16 protein-coding genes are annotated in these 15,150 nt (G+C 62.7%); 14 read left to right on the top strand and 2 right to left on the bottom strand.

What is annotated here, in order from left to right; all coding sequences use genetic code 11:
* The first annotated feature begins 148 nt into the window (after positions 1-148).
* The 12 genes from ACLIIZ_RS05285 to ACLIIZ_RS05230 all read left to right on the top strand — a co-directional run bounded on the left by ACLIIZ_RS05285 (position 149) and on the right by ACLIIZ_RS05230 (position 10,026).
* The gene (locus tag ACLIIZ_RS05285) at positions 149-1,054 is read left to right on the top strand and encodes a DUF3577 domain-containing protein (RefSeq protein WP_003050351.1); all 906 of its coding nucleotides are present in this window, start codon (positions 149-151) and stop codon (positions 1,052-1,054) included.
* A gap of 144 nt (positions 1,055-1,198) precedes the next feature.
* Positions 1,199-2,026: a DUF932 domain-containing protein gene (locus ACLIIZ_RS05280; RefSeq protein WP_003050347.1), complete on the top strand. Its 828-nt coding sequence runs from the start codon at positions 1,199-1,201 to the stop codon at positions 2,024-2,026.
* Positions 2,027-2,120: 94 nt separating this feature from the next.
* Positions 2,121-2,810: a DUF3275 family protein gene (locus ACLIIZ_RS05275; protein WP_003050344.1), complete on the top strand. Its 690-nt coding sequence runs from the start codon at positions 2,121-2,123 to the stop codon at positions 2,808-2,810.
* 94 nt (positions 2,811-2,904) lie between these two features.
* Entirely contained in the window at positions 2,905-3,243 is a 339-nt protein-coding gene (locus ACLIIZ_RS05270; protein ID WP_003050341.1) for a hypothetical protein, read from the top strand.
* A gap of 106 nt (positions 3,244-3,349) precedes the next feature.
* On the top strand, positions 3,350-3,757 hold the full coding sequence (locus tag ACLIIZ_RS05265; RefSeq protein WP_003050329.1) for a hypothetical protein: 408 nt from the start codon (positions 3,350-3,352) through the stop codon (positions 3,755-3,757).
* Positions 3,758-3,773: 16 nt separating this feature from the next.
* The gene (locus ACLIIZ_RS05260) at positions 3,774-4,034 is read left to right on the top strand and encodes a hypothetical protein (RefSeq protein WP_003050326.1); all 261 of its coding nucleotides are present in this window, start codon (positions 3,774-3,776) and stop codon (positions 4,032-4,034) included.
* A gap of 76 nt (positions 4,035-4,110) precedes the next feature.
* Positions 4,111-4,761: a hypothetical protein gene (locus tag ACLIIZ_RS05255; protein WP_003050322.1), complete on the top strand. Its 651-nt coding sequence runs from the start codon at positions 4,111-4,113 to the stop codon at positions 4,759-4,761.
* Positions 4,762-4,786: 25 nt separating this feature from the next.
* Positions 4,787-5,935: a DUF6094 domain-containing protein gene (locus ACLIIZ_RS05250; RefSeq protein ID WP_219641870.1), complete on the top strand. Its 1,149-nt coding sequence runs from the start codon at positions 4,787-4,789 to the stop codon at positions 5,933-5,935.
* Between the two features lie 49 nt (positions 5,936-5,984).
* Positions 5,985-6,305, top strand: coding sequence for a hypothetical protein (locus ACLIIZ_RS05245; RefSeq protein ID WP_003050315.1), 321 nt, complete (start codon positions 5,985-5,987; stop codon positions 6,303-6,305).
* Positions 6,306-6,390: 85 nt separating this feature from the next.
* Entirely contained in the window at positions 6,391-6,696 is a 306-nt protein-coding gene (locus ACLIIZ_RS05240) for a hypothetical protein (RefSeq protein ID WP_003050312.1), read from the top strand.
* Positions 6,697-6,828: 132 nt separating this feature from the next.
* Positions 6,829-9,108, top strand: a complete 2,280-nt coding sequence (locus ACLIIZ_RS05235) for a helicase-related protein (protein ID WP_003050309.1) — start codon at positions 6,829-6,831, stop codon at positions 9,106-9,108.
* 144 nt (positions 9,109-9,252) lie between these two features.
* Positions 9,253-10,026: a competence protein CoiA gene (locus ACLIIZ_RS05230; protein WP_003050307.1), complete on the top strand. Its 774-nt coding sequence runs from the start codon at positions 9,253-9,255 to the stop codon at positions 10,024-10,026.
* A gap of 66 nt (positions 10,027-10,092) precedes the next feature.
* Here the strand turns inward: ACLIIZ_RS05230 and ACLIIZ_RS05225 are convergent, their stop codons facing one another.
* Both ACLIIZ_RS05225 and ACLIIZ_RS05220 read right to left on the bottom strand, forming a co-directional pair.
* On the bottom strand, positions 10,093-11,910 hold the full coding sequence (locus ACLIIZ_RS05225) for an ATP-dependent helicase (RefSeq protein WP_023656982.1): 1,818 nt from the start codon (positions 11,908-11,910) through the stop codon (positions 10,093-10,095).
* Positions 11,894-13,660, bottom strand: coding sequence for an ATP-dependent nuclease (locus ACLIIZ_RS05220; RefSeq protein WP_228480065.1), 1,767 nt, complete (start codon positions 13,658-13,660; stop codon positions 11,894-11,896). The genes ACLIIZ_RS05225 and ACLIIZ_RS05220 overlap by 17 nt, the downstream gene beginning before the upstream one ends.
* A 222-nt stretch (positions 13,661-13,882) precedes the next feature.
* Between ACLIIZ_RS05220 and pilL2 the strand changes: the two genes are divergently transcribed.
* Both pilL2 and ACLIIZ_RS05210 read left to right on the top strand, forming a co-directional pair.
* Positions 13,883-14,503, top strand: coding sequence for a PFGI-1 class ICE element type IV pilus protein PilL2 (gene pilL2 / locus ACLIIZ_RS05215; RefSeq protein WP_003050297.1), 621 nt, complete (start codon positions 13,883-13,885; stop codon positions 14,501-14,503).
* Positions 14,500-15,144 carry a hypothetical protein gene (locus ACLIIZ_RS05210; RefSeq protein WP_003050295.1) on the top strand — a complete coding sequence of 215 codons (645 nt, stop codon included), beginning with the start codon at positions 14,500-14,502 and terminating at the stop codon, positions 15,142-15,144. Before pilL2 ends, ACLIIZ_RS05210 begins: the two co-directional genes overlap by 4 nt.
* Positions 15,145-15,150: the final 6 nt, after the last annotated feature.

The following is a 15,150-nucleotide window of genomic DNA, read 5'->3' as shown; positions in this document are numbered from 1 at the left end:
CCGAGCCAGCTCGCACCGCATCCATCCGCGAGCGGCCACCAGCCTCTGGTGGCGGATGCTTTCGCCTTATCAACCCACCGCGGGGTTACGCACCTTCCCCGCATGCGTGGGCCGGTGTGTCTCCGCTTCATCCCAATGGAGATTCACCATGAACACCACGTCCAACGAGAAATCGTATTTCGACCTCCACACCTCGGGCATCGGCTACGTCCAGCGTGTCCGTGAAGTGCCCGTCCGGGGCGGCCGCCGTGCGCAGCCTTTCCTTGCTTGCACCATCGCCGCGCTGGTCGGCCCCGCCCGGGACCCCAGCTACCGCTACTTCGACGTCAAGGTCTCGGGTGCCGAGGCCAAGAAGCTCGTTCAGCGCTACATCGGCGTTGACGATCCCAAGCAGCGCCCGCTGGTGCGATTTCGCCTCGGTGACCTGTGGGGCGATGCGTACATCCGCGACAAGGGTGAGCAGAAGGGTCAGGCCGCCGCGTCCCTCAAGGCGCGACTGCTCAAGGCCGAACTGATCGACCGGGCCGAACTGGCTTCGATCGAGCAGCACGAGCTGATCACCCGCGGCATCGGCTATCTCAATCGTGTGAAGGACGTCACCCCAAAGGCTGGCGACTCGTTCCTCTCTTGCACCGTCGCAGCACTGGCCGGGCCTGTCGATGAACCGGAGTATCGGTACTTCGACACCATCGTCGCCACCCCGGAAGCCGAGCATCTGGTTCGCCGGTGCGTTCAGGCCATCGAGGGTGACCGCAAGGTGCTGATCGCCTTCCGTCTGAACGACATGAAGATCGATCCGTACATCCGCACCAAGGGCGAGCACGCCGGGGAACCGGCCGCAAGCCTGGAATCGACGCTGGTCCACATCGGTCTGATCAAGATCGACGGCACCCAGGTCTATCCGACGAGCCAGGCGCAACCCGAGGCGCCGCCGGCCGAAGACGCATCCGCGTCCGAAGCCGACGACGCCATCGACACGGCCACCGAGCCCGCCGAGCGCGAGCCCGAGGCGCAAGTCGAGGAGCAGGAGCCGGCATTGGCTGCTTCGTTCTGATACGGCATGGCCCCTCACGGGGCCTTGTCGCTTCTCTTCCCGCATCCGCCGCGTCCCCATGACGCGCGCTTGCGCATTTCATCCCCCGAGTTCCGCGTGGTCTCACCGCCGCGCGGTTACCGCATTTCTCAAAGGAGATCAGCCATGTCTCTGGCATCCCGTTTTGCTCCGCAATCCCCGATCCTGCGCTCCGATCGTCCACTCTCGGACGACCGCATTCGTGCCGTCGTTCCGTCGATCTTCGCCGACGCTCCGCATGGGAGCCGGTCCGATCGGTATGCCTACATACCGACCTCGACCGTGCTGACCAAGCTGCGCCAGGAGGGCTTCGAGCCCTTCATGGTGTGCCAGACACGCGTGCGCAACGAAGACCGGCGCGAGTACACGAAGCACCTCATCCGACTTCGCCATGCGAGCCAGATCAACGGCGACGAGGCGAACGAGATCATCCTGCTCAACAGCCACGACGGCACGAGCAGCTATCAGATGCTCGCCGGCATGTTCCGGTTCGTCTGCCACAACGGCCTGGTTTGCGGTGACACCACCGCCGACATCCGCGTTCCCCACAAGGGCGACGTGGCCAGCCAGGTGATCGAAGGTGCCTACGGAGTCCTCGAAGGCTTCGAGCGCGTGCAGAACGCGCGCGATGCGATGCGCACCATCACCCTCGATGAGGGCGAAGCGGAGGTCTTTGCAAACTCCGCGCTCGCACTCAAGTACGACGATCCAGCCAAGTCCACGCCTGTCACGGAGAGCCAACTGCTGGCACCCCGGCGATGGGACGACCGCAAGAACGACTTGTGGGCCGTCTTCAACCGCGTCCAGGAGAACCTCGTCAAAGGGGGCCTGAACGGACGCACGGCCAACGGCCGCAATCAGCGCACCCGTCCGGTGCAAGGCATCGACCAGAACCTGCGCCTGAACCGGGCGTTGTGGCTGCTGGCCGAAGGCATGCGCCAGCTCAAGGCGTGATGCCACGCGGACCTCGCCCACCTCGGGCGAGGCCATTTCCTCTCATCCACCGGGTGCCGTCGGCGGCCCGTCATTCATCATCAGGAGAACCATCATGGCAACCCCATCGGCTTCCGAGAAATCGGTTGCGCCCATCGTCGTCCCCGGCCAGCTCACGCTGCGTACCATCCGCGGCAAGAACGGCCCGTTCACGGTTGGCCGCCTCGCCACGCACCTCGGTACTTTCGAGGTCAAAGACCCGGAGCTGGAGCAGTACCCCGAAGGCAAGTACGACGGGGAATTCATCATCAGGTACATCTTCCCGAAGTCCTATCCGGTCGGCGGCGGCATGCGGTTCGAGATCCGTGCCAGCCTCGACGGCATGACGCTCAACGGCATCGACAAACTCAGCCGCGACGAAGCCCGCAGCTTCGCCACCCAGGACGTCGATCCGCTCGATGAAGAGCAAGGGGCGCAGCCTGCGACAACGCCGGCCAAGCCGACCAAAGCGTCCAGGCCCGCCAAGCCCGCACCCGTGCAGGCGTCCGCGGACCCGATGGTCGATACCACGCCCTTTGGCGTGGATGCGCCGCCACCTGCTGAGGCTGCTGCCCCCGGCAGCACCCAAGACGGTGACCCCGCGCTCTTCGGCCTGCTGTGGCCGCTGGGCGAGTCCGTGAAACTGGATTCGACCATCGACCGCCGCGCTTTGCGTGCACAGATCGCCCGCCTGGGCGAGCTGGGCTACGCGCTGGACTTCAAGACGCAGGAGTGGAGCCGCCAGGCCGAACTGCAACCTGCGTGATCGTAGACGCCGCATGCGCGGTGTTCTTCATCCACCCGCCGGGGTTCCTTCCCCATGCGGGGGAGGCCCTGGCCATCTTCTGGAGGTCTTCATCATGTCCACCATCGCTTGCGATATCCCCCGCTCCGCGCTGGATGAACCCGCGTGGCGGGCTCTCTGCGAGACGGCAGCCGCACAAGCCACCAAGGGTTGCGGACTGTCTCACGACTACTACGTCGAACGCTTCAGTTCGGCGATCGACGCGCAACTCGGTCGATTGCCGGAAGAACAGCGCGCACAGGCGCTGAAGATCGCACAGGAATGGGACTACGCAACACCGGCCGAACGGCAGGAAACCCAGGACTGGAATGCGGAGCATGGCTATTGCTCGCATGGGATCGAGTTCGGCTGCTGTCCGGCCGGTTGTGATCGCGACGATGACGACTGGGACTAAGGGTAAGGCATAGGTTTTCCTTCGCTGCACCTGCGGCATTCCATCACCCACTGGGGGTTCTTCCCCACGGGGAGGCCTCCAGCTCAACTTTTCGAGGAGGCCTCTCATGGGCTGGTATTTCTCTCCCCAATCGCGGTCTGAACTGATCGCGGAACTGATCGCACCACAGCAGACCGAGCGCGTCAGCGCGAAGGTTATCGCTCACGCATTGCGCGGCAACGTGCTGTGGTCAGTGGTCGAACTGACCGCCAAGGTCGAAGGTGTGCATCGTGATCTCGCGCCGGGCCAGTCCTTGCGCTACATCCGCTGCGATCTGCTGGAACGCAGCGGCAACCAGTGGGGCTACAAGCCGTTGGAAGAGTCCATGCACCCGTACTACTACTCGTGCCCGCTGTCCTATCTGGACCTCGCACCGGAGCAGTCCGCCGACTGGCGTGCAGGCGTTCGCGCCTACCACGCACGGCGGCGCACACCCACGGCTGTCACGGCTCCCGCCGCGACGCTGATGGCCTGAGCCAGGAGGAACCAACATGGACCCGATCCTGGCTGCGCTCTCACCCTCGCTGCTGGCACTCGTTGAAGGAAGTTTGTCCAACGACGAAGTGTCCTCCGACGAGGAGATGCTGGAGTACTTCATCAGCAACGGCCTCACCGAGGAACAGGCACGGCAGGCACTGACCTACCGCGATCAGTACCTCAACAACATCTACCTGGACGGCTTCACGCCGATCACGGCGGTGGACGAGGCGCTTCACTTCAACCCGCACACCCGGCAATTCGAGCCGGACTGAGCGTTTTTCTTCCACCCCCTGGGGCAGTACTTGCCCCAGCGGGCGGTGCTGTTCCCGTTAATCCGAGGACACCACCATGCTCGCAAACACTTCTTCCACCACGCTGTACCGCATCGACGAATGCCCGGACGTGATGGCCGACGCTTGCGTCGGCGATGACCAGGGCAACCTGATCTTCCTGTCCATCTGGGCGCGCGACACCGCCGTCCAGCAGTTCCTGGCTCGCCTGACCCTCGGGCGCGACGAGCAGGGACTGGACCAGTTCCACATCATCACCGACCAGGGCGGCAGCGTCCCGGTGTTCATCGGCAACGTCGATCGCCTGGAAAAGCGCGTCACGCGCGCCTATCGGCGAACGCTGTTCGGTTCGCTGTCCAACGTGTGGCTGTTCGACCGCCGCTGCGTCAAGCCCGACAAGGCCAACGCCAGCGCACTGGCACTGCTGCCGCGCGACAGCGCCCACCGGCTCGACCGCCTGTGGATGCTGGTGCGGGACACCTGCCCATTGCCGCTGCTCGACCACTGGCGCGAGACCGTGCTGGAACTGCTGCAAAGCCGCGAGATGCTGGCCCGCCTTCCGTTCGCCCTCGGGCCGCTGGAAGGCCATCGGCTAGCCATCGACGTGCCGGCGCTGACCTTGGCGCTGGGTTCGCTGATCCGCAGTGATGTGCTCACCGCCTATCCATACCCGGCCAAGATCTGGACGCCGGAAGTGGTAGCGGCCTGACCCACCCACGGAGGCACGCCTTGGCGTGCTTCCGTGTTTCCTCCCCGCCAACCAGGAGACTTCCATGGCCCTCATGTTCCCGCGGCTCGCCCGCAATTTCGCTAAGAACGGTTACTACCCGACTGACGAACCCACGCTCGAAAGAGCCCTCAACGCACTGATGCCCAGCGACGGGCCCATGTGCATCCTCGATCCCTGCGCCGGCGAAGGCGTGGCGATCGCCGAAGCCGCCCATGCCCTCGGGCGCGAGCAGGCCAAGGCGTTCGCGGTCGAGTTCGACGCGGAGCGGGCACGCCATGCCCGCGGCCTGGTCGATCACTGCCTGCACGCGGACCTGATGGACACGATGGTCTCCAAGCAGTCGTTCGGGCTGCTCTGGCTCAACCCGCCGTATGGCGACTTGTCCAAGGACGTCAACGGCAACATCGGCTATCAGGGCCAGGGCCGTGCCCGCCTCGAAAAGCTGTTCTATCAGCGTTCGCTGTCGCTGTTGCAGTACGGCGGCGTGCTGGTCTTCATCGTCCCCGCCTACGTGCTCGATGCGGAGCTGGTCGGCTGGCTGACACGCCACTACACGGACCTGCGCATCTACCGAGCGGTGGAGACGCAGTTCAAGCAGGTGGTGATCTTCGGCCGAAGGGTGCGACAGCGTGAACAGGCTCCCGATGGCGTCAAGGCCGTGCGCAATCTGCTGCTGCAGGTTGGGCTTGGCGAAGTCGAAGCCGAGGAGCTGCCGAGCGATTGGCCGTTCCTGCCGTACATCGTCCCCGCCAGTCCGGCCGAGCCGGAGCATTTCTTCCGCGTGACGATGGAGCCGGAGCAGTTCGCCGATGAAGTCGGCCGGCTGCAAGGCCTCTGGCCGTCGCTGGACACGCACCTGGGGGCCGCGCAGCAGTCGCTGCGTCCGCCGGCGCGTGCCTTGTCCCACTGGCATCTCGCCCTGGCTCTGGCCGCGGGTGCGATCTCGGGGGTTGTGCGCTCCAAGACCGGGCGCGTGCTCGTCGTCAAAGGTGACACCCACAAGGACAAGACGCTCCAGCGGGAATTCACCGAACGCGAAGACGGCTCGATCGCCGAGACCCGCATCCTCACCGACAAGTTTGTTCCCGTCATCCGCGCATGGGACATGACGCCTGGCTCCCCGACACGGGGCGAGGTGCTGACCATCCGCTAATCCCCCGGACGCCTGACGTCCCGCTGCACTTCATCGAAGGAGAAACACCATGTTCCCCAATCCGTTCAAGCGGCCCGCGCCGCACAAGCAACCCTTGTTCGCACCGGCCTCGTTGCAGTTGAGCGAGAAGGTGCATTGGCTGGCCCGCCGAGGTCTCATCGATCCCTTGTCCTATGTGCAGCGCCACGTGCGCGGCGACTGGGGCGAGATCGACGAGGCCACCCGCCAGGCCAACGATGTCGCACTCGATCAGGACAACCTGATGATCTCCCAGTACCGGATCACGCCGGAACTGGTGTTGATCGTGAAGACCAGCGAAGACCACCAGACCACGGTGGTCCAGCTTCCCGAAGAGCGCGACCTGATCTGAAGGCACCGCCTCGTCATCCCATCCACCTGACGGAGCCACTTCACTCCGCCAGGGGTGTCGTGGCTCAATAACCAAGGAGGAGCCCATGGCATCGCATCGCATCGAAACCTACTGCCAGAGGCTGGCGTTCCCCATCGGGGCGCTTATCTTCAGCAGAGCCGTTGACCGCCTGGTCCGCGCGGGTCGCCTCGACCCAATCCCGTACTTCAGGCGCCACACCCGTGGCGACTGGGGAGACGTCAACGTCCAGCAATGGCAGGCCAACAGCACCGCGCTTCAATCAGGTGCTTCGCTGGAGTCGCACTACGTGATCCACCCAGGGCTGGCCATTCGCATCGTTACCGACGCGCAGCGCAGCGCCACCGTCATCGTGTTGCCGTCCGAGGACTGAGCACGGTTCACTCGCAGGCCACCCAGGCCCGCACCTTCAACCTTCGGCCACGCGCCGATTCTCTTCCCACTCCGGGGCATGCCATAGCCCCGTTGGGGGTGGTGCATGCCCCATTTTCTTTGGAGCATCACCATGTCCCTCGATCTCGACACCACTACCGCTGAAGCCACACCCGTGCAGGGCGAACTGCTCGACGCGGAATCCAACCCTCTGACCCTGAGCCTTCAGGATTTCGTTGGCGAGTTCGGCGACGAACTGCTCGACGCCCTCAACAGCGCCAATCCGCCGGTCTATACCGGCCAACCGCAGGCGCACCGGCAACTCATCGTCGCCAGCCTCAAGCGCAAGCTGTTCCCGGCCCAGGCCGAAGTCGTCCACGCTGCTGCCGAGCTGCTGATCGACCGTGGCGAACGCGCCGCGATCGTCAACGGCGAGATGGGTTGCGGGAAGACGACCGTCGGCATCGCCACGGCTGTCGTGCTCAACGCCGAAGGCTACCGCCGCACTCTGGTGCTTTCGCCACCGCACCTGGTTTACAAGTGGCGGCGCGAGATCCAGGAGACGGTAGCGGGCGCCAAAGTGTGGGTGCTCAACGGGCCGGATACGCTCGTCAAGCTCATCAAGCTGCGTGAGCAGTTGGGTGTCCAGCCCACGGGTCAGGAGTTCTTCGTCCTGGGCCGCGTGAGGATGCGGATGGGCTTCCACTGGAAGCCCGTTTTCACCACGCGGCGCACCCGCCACGGCGACGTGGCAGCGTGCCCGGACTGCGGCACGGTCATCACCGACCTCGACGGCGAGCCGGTCAACCCGGTCGCGCTCGAAGCCGAGGAATCCCGCAGGAAGTGCGGCCATTGCGCTGCGCCCCTGTGGACACTGATCCGCCCGCGCAGCCTGTCCGGCAGCGACCAGTCCTCGGCCGTGCTCAAAGCCTTGAAGCGCATCCCGACGATCGGGGAAGTCACCGCGCAGAAGCTGATGCAGAAGTTCGGCGACGGCTTCCTGGCCTCGATGCTCGGCGACAACATTCACGAGTTCATCAACCTCATGGATGGCAACGGCGAGCTGGTGTTTTCCGACCGTCAAGCCACGCGCATGGAACGTGCGATGGCCAACATGGAGTTCGGCTTTGGCGAGGGCGGCTATCAACCGTCCGAGTTCATCAAGCGCTACCTGCCGCAAGGCACGTTCGACCTGCTCATCGCCGACGAGGCCCACGAGTACAAGAACGGCGGCAGCGCCCAGGGCCAGGCCATGGGCGTGCTGGCGGCGAAGGCTCGCAAGACCTTGCTGCTGACCGGCACGTTGATGGGCGGCTACGGCGACGATCTGTTCTACCTGCTGTTCCGAGCCCTTCCCGGGCGGATGATCGAAGACGGCTATCGCCCGACCACGAGCGGCAGCATGACCTCGGCCGCGATGGCGTTCATGCGCGATCACGGTGTCCTGAAGGACATTTATTCCGAGAGCACCGGGACGGCGCACAAGACCGCGAAAGGCACGAAAGTCAGTGTCAGAACGGTCAAGGCCCCGGGCTTCGGCCCGAAGGGTGTGCTGCGCTGCATCCTGCCGTTCACGATCTTCCTCAAGCTCAGAGACATCGGCGGCAATGTCCTGCCGCCGTATGACGAAGAGTTTCGTGAAGTCGCGATGGACACGGCGCAAGCCGCGGCCTACCGCGATCTGGCAGGTCGGCTGACCGCGGAGCTGAAACAGGCTCTGGCGCGACGCGATACTACCTTGCTCGGTGTAGTCCTCAATGTGCTGCTGGCCTGGCCGGATTGCTGCTTCCGGTCGGAGACCGTTGTGCATCCGCGTACGCGCAACACCCTGGCGTTTGTCCCGGCTCAGTTCAACGAGTTCGAGATCAGCCCCAAGGAGCGTGAGCTGATCGACATCTGCAGGGAAGAGAAAGCACAGGGCCGCAAGGTTCTGGCCTACACCGTCTATACCGGCACGCGCGACACGACTAGCCGGTTGAAGGTATTGCTGGAGCAGGAAGGCTTCAAAGTGGCGGTACTGCGCGCAAGCGTGGATGCCAGCCGCCGCGAGGACTGGATCGCCGAGCAGTTGGACCGTGGCATCGACGTGCTCATCACCAATCCGGAGCTTGTCAAGACGGGATTGGACCTGTTGGAGTTTCCGACGATCGTGTTCATGCAGTCGGGCTACAACGTGTATTCGCTCCAGCAGGCGGCACGCCGCTCTTGGCGTATCGGGCAGAAGCTGTCCGTGCGCGTGATGTACCTGGGCTACGCCGGCTCCTCGCAGATGACCTGCCTGGAGCTGATGGCCAAGAAGATCATGGTCTCGCAGTCCACTTCGGGCGATGTACCCGAATCGGGGCTCGATGTCCTGAACCAGGATGGTGATTCCGTGGAGGTCGCATTGGCCCGGCAATTGGTAACTGCGTGATCTGCTGTCTGCCGGCATCCTTTCGGGGGTGCCGGCATTTTTCTAGGAAATTGCTGCTCGGAGGATTCGATCACCGCCCCGCTCCCAGCGCGGGGAAGGCTAAACTGATTAGACAATACCGAGATTCAAGGAGGCACTGTGGCTATGGTGATCGAAGCAGCATATGCAGATGGTACTGGTGCAGCCAACGCACTGCATATGTCTCAGGCGCAGTGGGAAGAGTTGCAACGGGCGTACTGCGTCGGTGATCTGCTGATGCCTTGCTGCAACGCTCCAGCGATTCCCAAGGTTAGTGCTAATGGGTACCCCTTCTTTGCGCATCTAGGAGGTGCGTGCAGTACTTCCGAAGAAAGCCAATGGCACCTGGCGGCCAAGATACTTGTGCGCAGCGTGCTTGAAGATCTTGGATGCCGTGCCTCGGTTGAAATGCCGGGTTCGGGTGATGCAGGTCGCTGGCAGGCTGATGTCTGGGGTGAGCGCAATGGGGTTAGGTTGGCTGTCGAGATCCAAAGATCGTATCAGTCGCTCCGTGACTACCGTAAACGCCAAGAGCGGTACCGCGAGGCGGGCGTCAAGTCTCTTTGGTTGCTGCGGCAGGAGCGATATAGCACACTCACCAAGAGCATGGGAAAGGAGCGTCTGCGCACCGAGTTTGGGGGCAAGTTCCCTTCGGCCGGCCACTTCGGCCCGTGCCTTTCTGACCTGCCGGTCGCGATGCTTGAGCTAGATCCGGCCCCAACGGTCAAGGGTGCCGGATTCTTCAACGCAACCCTTCCAAACATACTTGAAGCAGTGCTTAGTGAGCGCTTTCTTTGCATCAACGGTCTATGGTGTATCGATAACCTAGACTCGATGAATAACGCCGCCAGACTCTCGCGCGAGCGTTTTGCAGCCAATCGCTTGGCTGCAAAGATGTAGCTCGACTGTGGTGTTGCTCGACATGCGCCGACGCAGCACCGACACTCCAGATTCCCTGGTTCACACTCAAATGCCAGCGGCACGCATTCGCGCCTCCAGCTCATCAAGGAATGGCGAGCGCCCAAAGCGCATAGGGCCATAGCGGCCATCAACGAAGCCCGAATACAGCATGTGGACCTCGTCGCGAGCACGTGTGAGTCCCACATAGAAGAGCCGGCGACTTTCGCGCAACTTCTCTGGAGTTTCATTGCGCCACGGCAGATTTCCGAGGTCGAGTCCAACCATGATGACGACGTCGTACTCACAGCCCTTTGCGGAATGCAGTGTCAGCAGATTCAGGTGATCGGGCGAACCGTCCCGACCGCCCAAACTAGTGATGTCTAGCGAAGCCAGTGCACCGCCTTCGGCGAGCGCTGCCGTCATGCGATCCAGTTGCTCTTTCTGATCAGCGAGCGCCAATTCAGCCGCCAGCAGATGATCCACTACACCGTTGCGCAACGAAGCAACAAATTCTCGCGCAGGTTGCTGGTCAGCGCGCAGCTCCCATAGCAAGGCGGTTAGCTCTTGCTCTTCGCGCTTGGCCTGTGAATCGTCCAAGCTCGCCCGATGAAATGCGCGATAGCGGTCGAGTAGTCCACGCAATTGTGGGCGTCCAACACGCCAGCCACCCGCGCACCACGCCGCACAATCTTCTACCCAACTTGTTAGGGCAACCTTGCGGTAAGGTGCTGCGGTATCCACACGGATGTAATCGAGACCGCCGGTTGCCACAGCTTTAGCCACGATATCGCCTGCGCGATAGTCTTTGTATAGGATCGCGATATCGCCCAGTGTTCGTCCCGGCTTGGAGGCTAAGGCCGCCGGAATGATCTGCGCGACGGCGTGCGCAGCCTGGTCCGCCGTACCACCCGGGCGCAGGACAAATTCGATGGTCGTTTGTCGCGCAGGATCGCTCGCTTGATAGCCTCGGGCTTCTCCAAGCGCCATCTCTGACGCAGTCACGATCCCTGCACCAGAACGGTAATTTAATTGAAGCTGGACAGGCTCAATGTCTCTGCGAGCCGCCAATTCCATGAGCAACGCGCCATCAGCCCCCGTAAATCCATATATCGACTGATCCGCATCCCCGACAGCGAAAAGTCGGACACCCCCGTCGAAGGCAAGGCGTTTGACGATGCGATGCAGTGCTACACCTAAATCCTGGTACTCATCCACCGCGAGCACGGGGAATTTTGCCTGAACCAGAGGTAGTACCCAGTCGTGCTCGGCGATCAAACGTTGGCCGAAGACAACCATGTCATCGTAGTCAATCAGCCCCTCGTCGCGCAGAGCGGCCTCGTAGGTCTCGGCCCAGGCAGCGAGTTCCTCCTCGCTACGCCAAGCGACGCTATTTCGATTGAGCACGGAACGGCGATGCCGTCCGAGGTCAATAACTTTGTACGGATGGTTCTGGCCGAAAAGCGCATCTCCAGTTTGCTTCAACAACCGATCACTGACTCGTTGAGTGGCCACCGAAAGTGGGAAAGATATGGGCAGGCCGGCCAGGCGTCCATACGGCATCAAGAGATGACGCAGACAGAACCCATGGACCGTACCAATGAAAAGATTAGGTGCCTGCTGAAGTCCCAAGCTTTCAATTCGGCGAGCGAGTTCGCGAGCGCACTCCTGACTATAAGTGATGCACGCAACGCCACGAGGGGCCTCGACGTCTTCGGCTAGGATGCGGGCGAGCTTTAGGACGAGTGTCTTGGTCTTACCGCTCCCGGGACCGGCGAGTACCACACAATGTCCTTGAGAGTTGTAGGCTGCCAACTGACCCGGATTCCCAGCCAGTTCGGCAGCCTGAGCCAAGTAGGCTGTGCTGACACTACGCGATGGCGTCACGGATATGCTCCAGAGCGGAACGAATGTAAGCCGGACAAACGTCCTGTGACACCGACGGTGCAAGTGCCTGCGCAAACCTCCCCTTTCCGATCCTCTCGATCAATCTGAGCAGCCAGTCTTCATCAACCTGATCAGGATCGTCCACCCACTGCTGCAAGGCATTCAGAGTTTCTCTCCTTAATCGCGGCAGTTCCTCCCGAATTACCTCCTGCATGTCCTGCGCCAGTCCACCTGCAAATAGTTCGGGCTCCAACGTGTTCTCGTTGACGAAGTATCCGTACTGCTCGGCAAGCTCGATCACTTCATCCGCATCCAAGTTTTCGTGATCGACACCGCCCTCAATCACGTCAAGGACATTGATAAGCCGCCTGCGAACCAATGGATGATTACCATTGGTTGGATCCCGGTCCGTCAGGATCACATGGGGAATGTTGAGTCCTTCAGGGCCCAGTAGCTTCACATACGGGGTGAAGTTAGTCCCCCCCACCGAGCACACAGTGATTCCAAGCATATCGAGGGGAATATCGAGTACCTCGGCAAACGCGGGAACGATGAAGCGCTCGGCGTCGCCTTCGACCAGAATCACCCCCCGAGAAAAGAAAATCTCGCCGCGAGTGACGTCAATGTAACGTTGAAGATCCTCTTCATCCCGCTGCGTGAAAGGTGCGTTTGCTGTCGAGACCGCGACAGTCTTGCCTTCCGCTGTGTCATGGCGCAGCAGAACAATAGATCTGATCGGCGCAACGCTTGCGATATGTGGCGAGTGGGTTGTGAGGATTGTCGTAAGCGGTGGCTGTTCCTCACCATCTTCCGCCCCCGTGCCAAGGAAGTAACGATAGATTAGACGCTGCACGTGCGGGTGCAGGTGCGCTTCGGGCTCCTCGACTACGAAGAAGGTGTGGTCGCGCTCTCCATCGGAAACGAGGCGGTCCAGTTCGAGACTCTTCAGCGCCAGGAAGATCAGGTTCGCGGTTCCCAAACTGGCATCGCCGACTCCGCGTACGCCGTTGTCGATCAGCAGCCGCAGGCTGCGCAGCAACGCGTCGACTCTAGTTGGTGCAAGTCCGAGCGATACCGGAACGGCATGTTGCCCCCCAGCGATGGCGATCAGCCGTTCGCTGATCCGTTCTGCTGTCGCTACCACTTCCTCGTGTCCAGCCAGCTCTCGCTGTGCTTGGTCGACCTGATCCTGAATCTCCTCACGGGCGTCATCATCCAACGACGCGGCAAGATCCTCAATGAGCGGCCTCAATGGCGAATTGCGCCAGCTCGCAAGGTCCTTCTCAGCGTCACGCAGGGCTACCTGAACATCTATTGGCAACATCCGGCGGAGTGCGCCGCCGATACGCATGTCGGGATCGTCGCCACCGAAGATCACATACTCATAGTCCTTCAACGATTCCGGAGCGCGCCCCAGGCCCGCCTTAGGCTGGAAGCGGTAGGTGAGTCGGGCCACCATGGGTGGGCCAGGATCAATCACGCAATCGTTGAGGTGAGCCATCAGTCGGGGATCGTTTGTGAAGTCCGTTAGATCCACAGAGACCTCAATGGTCGCACCAACCTTGTCTTCGCCAAGTCCGTCCCAGAAATGTTCAAGCCCCAGTTGTCGATCGCGCTCAGACAAGCCCGGATCAAGGATCAACTGCAGGCCGCGAATGAAATTGCTCTTGCCAACCTTGTTCTCTCCCACGATGACGATACTTTCCCCCGTCTCGACATCAACATCCGAGAAATTGGCGAAATTGATCAACCTGACCCGAGAAACCCTCATTTACGCCCCCGTCCACTGGTGTTTTAACAAATAGTAGCAGTCAAGCGGCCGGCCTCCATCCGCCGACCGCGACCGAGCTTTTCCGTTACGGCCCCCTCAAGGCCGCTTTTGTTCGACTAGACCGCTGCCGGTAAATCGGACGCAGCGTGGTTCGCATTGTTTGCTGCTGCCCCGGGTCTTAGCGGCGATGGTGAGGGCTCGATGTTTCAGGACGCCGAGCTTATGTGCCCCTCTCCACCTTGGTTTCACCATCCCGAACGCCGCCTGCTGGCTGGAGTCCTCGGCCTGCTCTGGTCGGTGCTGGCTGGCGGCTGCGCTACGACGACTGCGCCGCCCGCACCTGATGCCATCGAGGAAGTCTCGGCCGCGCCCGAACCCGAGGCGCCCGAGTACATCCCCGTCGTGCGCTACGGTCGCTACACGCTGGTCGAGCTGGCACCCAGAGCGGCGCAGCGCGACCTGCTGTTGCAGACCATCGACGTGTCCATGCCCGAAGATGCCCGTGCCACCGTCGGCGATGGGCTGCGGCATGTGCTCAAGCGTAGCGGTTACAGCCTGTGCCAGACGGCACACGCGGTAATCGAGCTGTACGCGCTGCCGCTGCCGGCGGCGCACCTGCACCTCGGCCCCATGACCTTGCGCGATGCGCTGCTCACGCTGGCTGGCCCGGCCTGGGAACTGCACGCGGATGACCGCGCACGGCAAATCTGCTTCGAACGGCCCGCCGACAGCGCGGTCATCGAACCCGCATCCGAGCCACCCGCCGCCGAGGCGGTGCAGACGTTCCCGCTGGAGCCTTCGGTTTCGGGAGGCCAGCCATGAGCTCCCCACAGTCTGCCCGGCGCCCGGGCGCCGTCGTGGTGGTGCAGAGCCTTCTGTGGCTCTGGTTGGTCTTCCTCAGCGTCTTGGTGGCCCTGGGCTACCAGGCCCTCAGCGACCAGGCCGACCAGGAGCGGCTGGATTCCCGCCTGCAACGCCTGGAAGTGCAGGCAACTGGCTTGGCCGAGACGATCGAGGCCATCCAGCAGCGCCCGGCCGTCGCGACGGACGCTGACCTCAAAGACACCCGCCAGATCCTGGAAGCACGCGCGGCCCAGGTCGAGAAATCTCTCAGTGGCTACGCAGCGGCCGACGACCTCCAGGCGCTTCGCGCGGAGGTCGAGCAGATCAAGGCGCGCCAAGCCGCCGCACGTGCCACCGCACCCGCCCAGCGGCGCGCATCGCGCACGTCCGCCGCCTCCAAGACCGAGCTGTCGCCGCTGTCATTCCGCGTCGTCGGCGCCGAACTGCGCGCCGGCCAGCGCAGCGTGTCCGTCGCGCCGAGCACCGGGGACTTCACGCCCGCCCAACTTCAGGTGCTGCTGCCCGGGGATGCGGTCGGCCCGTGGCGCCTGCAGGCGATCGAGGGCAACACCGCAGTGTTCCAGGCCGGCAACCACACCCGCCGCGTGGCGATTCCCTGACCGGAG

This window comes from Azonexus caeni, from assembly GCF_048146105.1.
GTDB classification, from domain to species: Bacteria; Pseudomonadota; Gammaproteobacteria; order Burkholderiales; family Rhodocyclaceae; genus Azonexus; species Azonexus aromaticus_B.
Note: the sequence above shows the minus strand (reverse complement) of the source record. Positions and strands in the feature narration are given on the sequence as shown.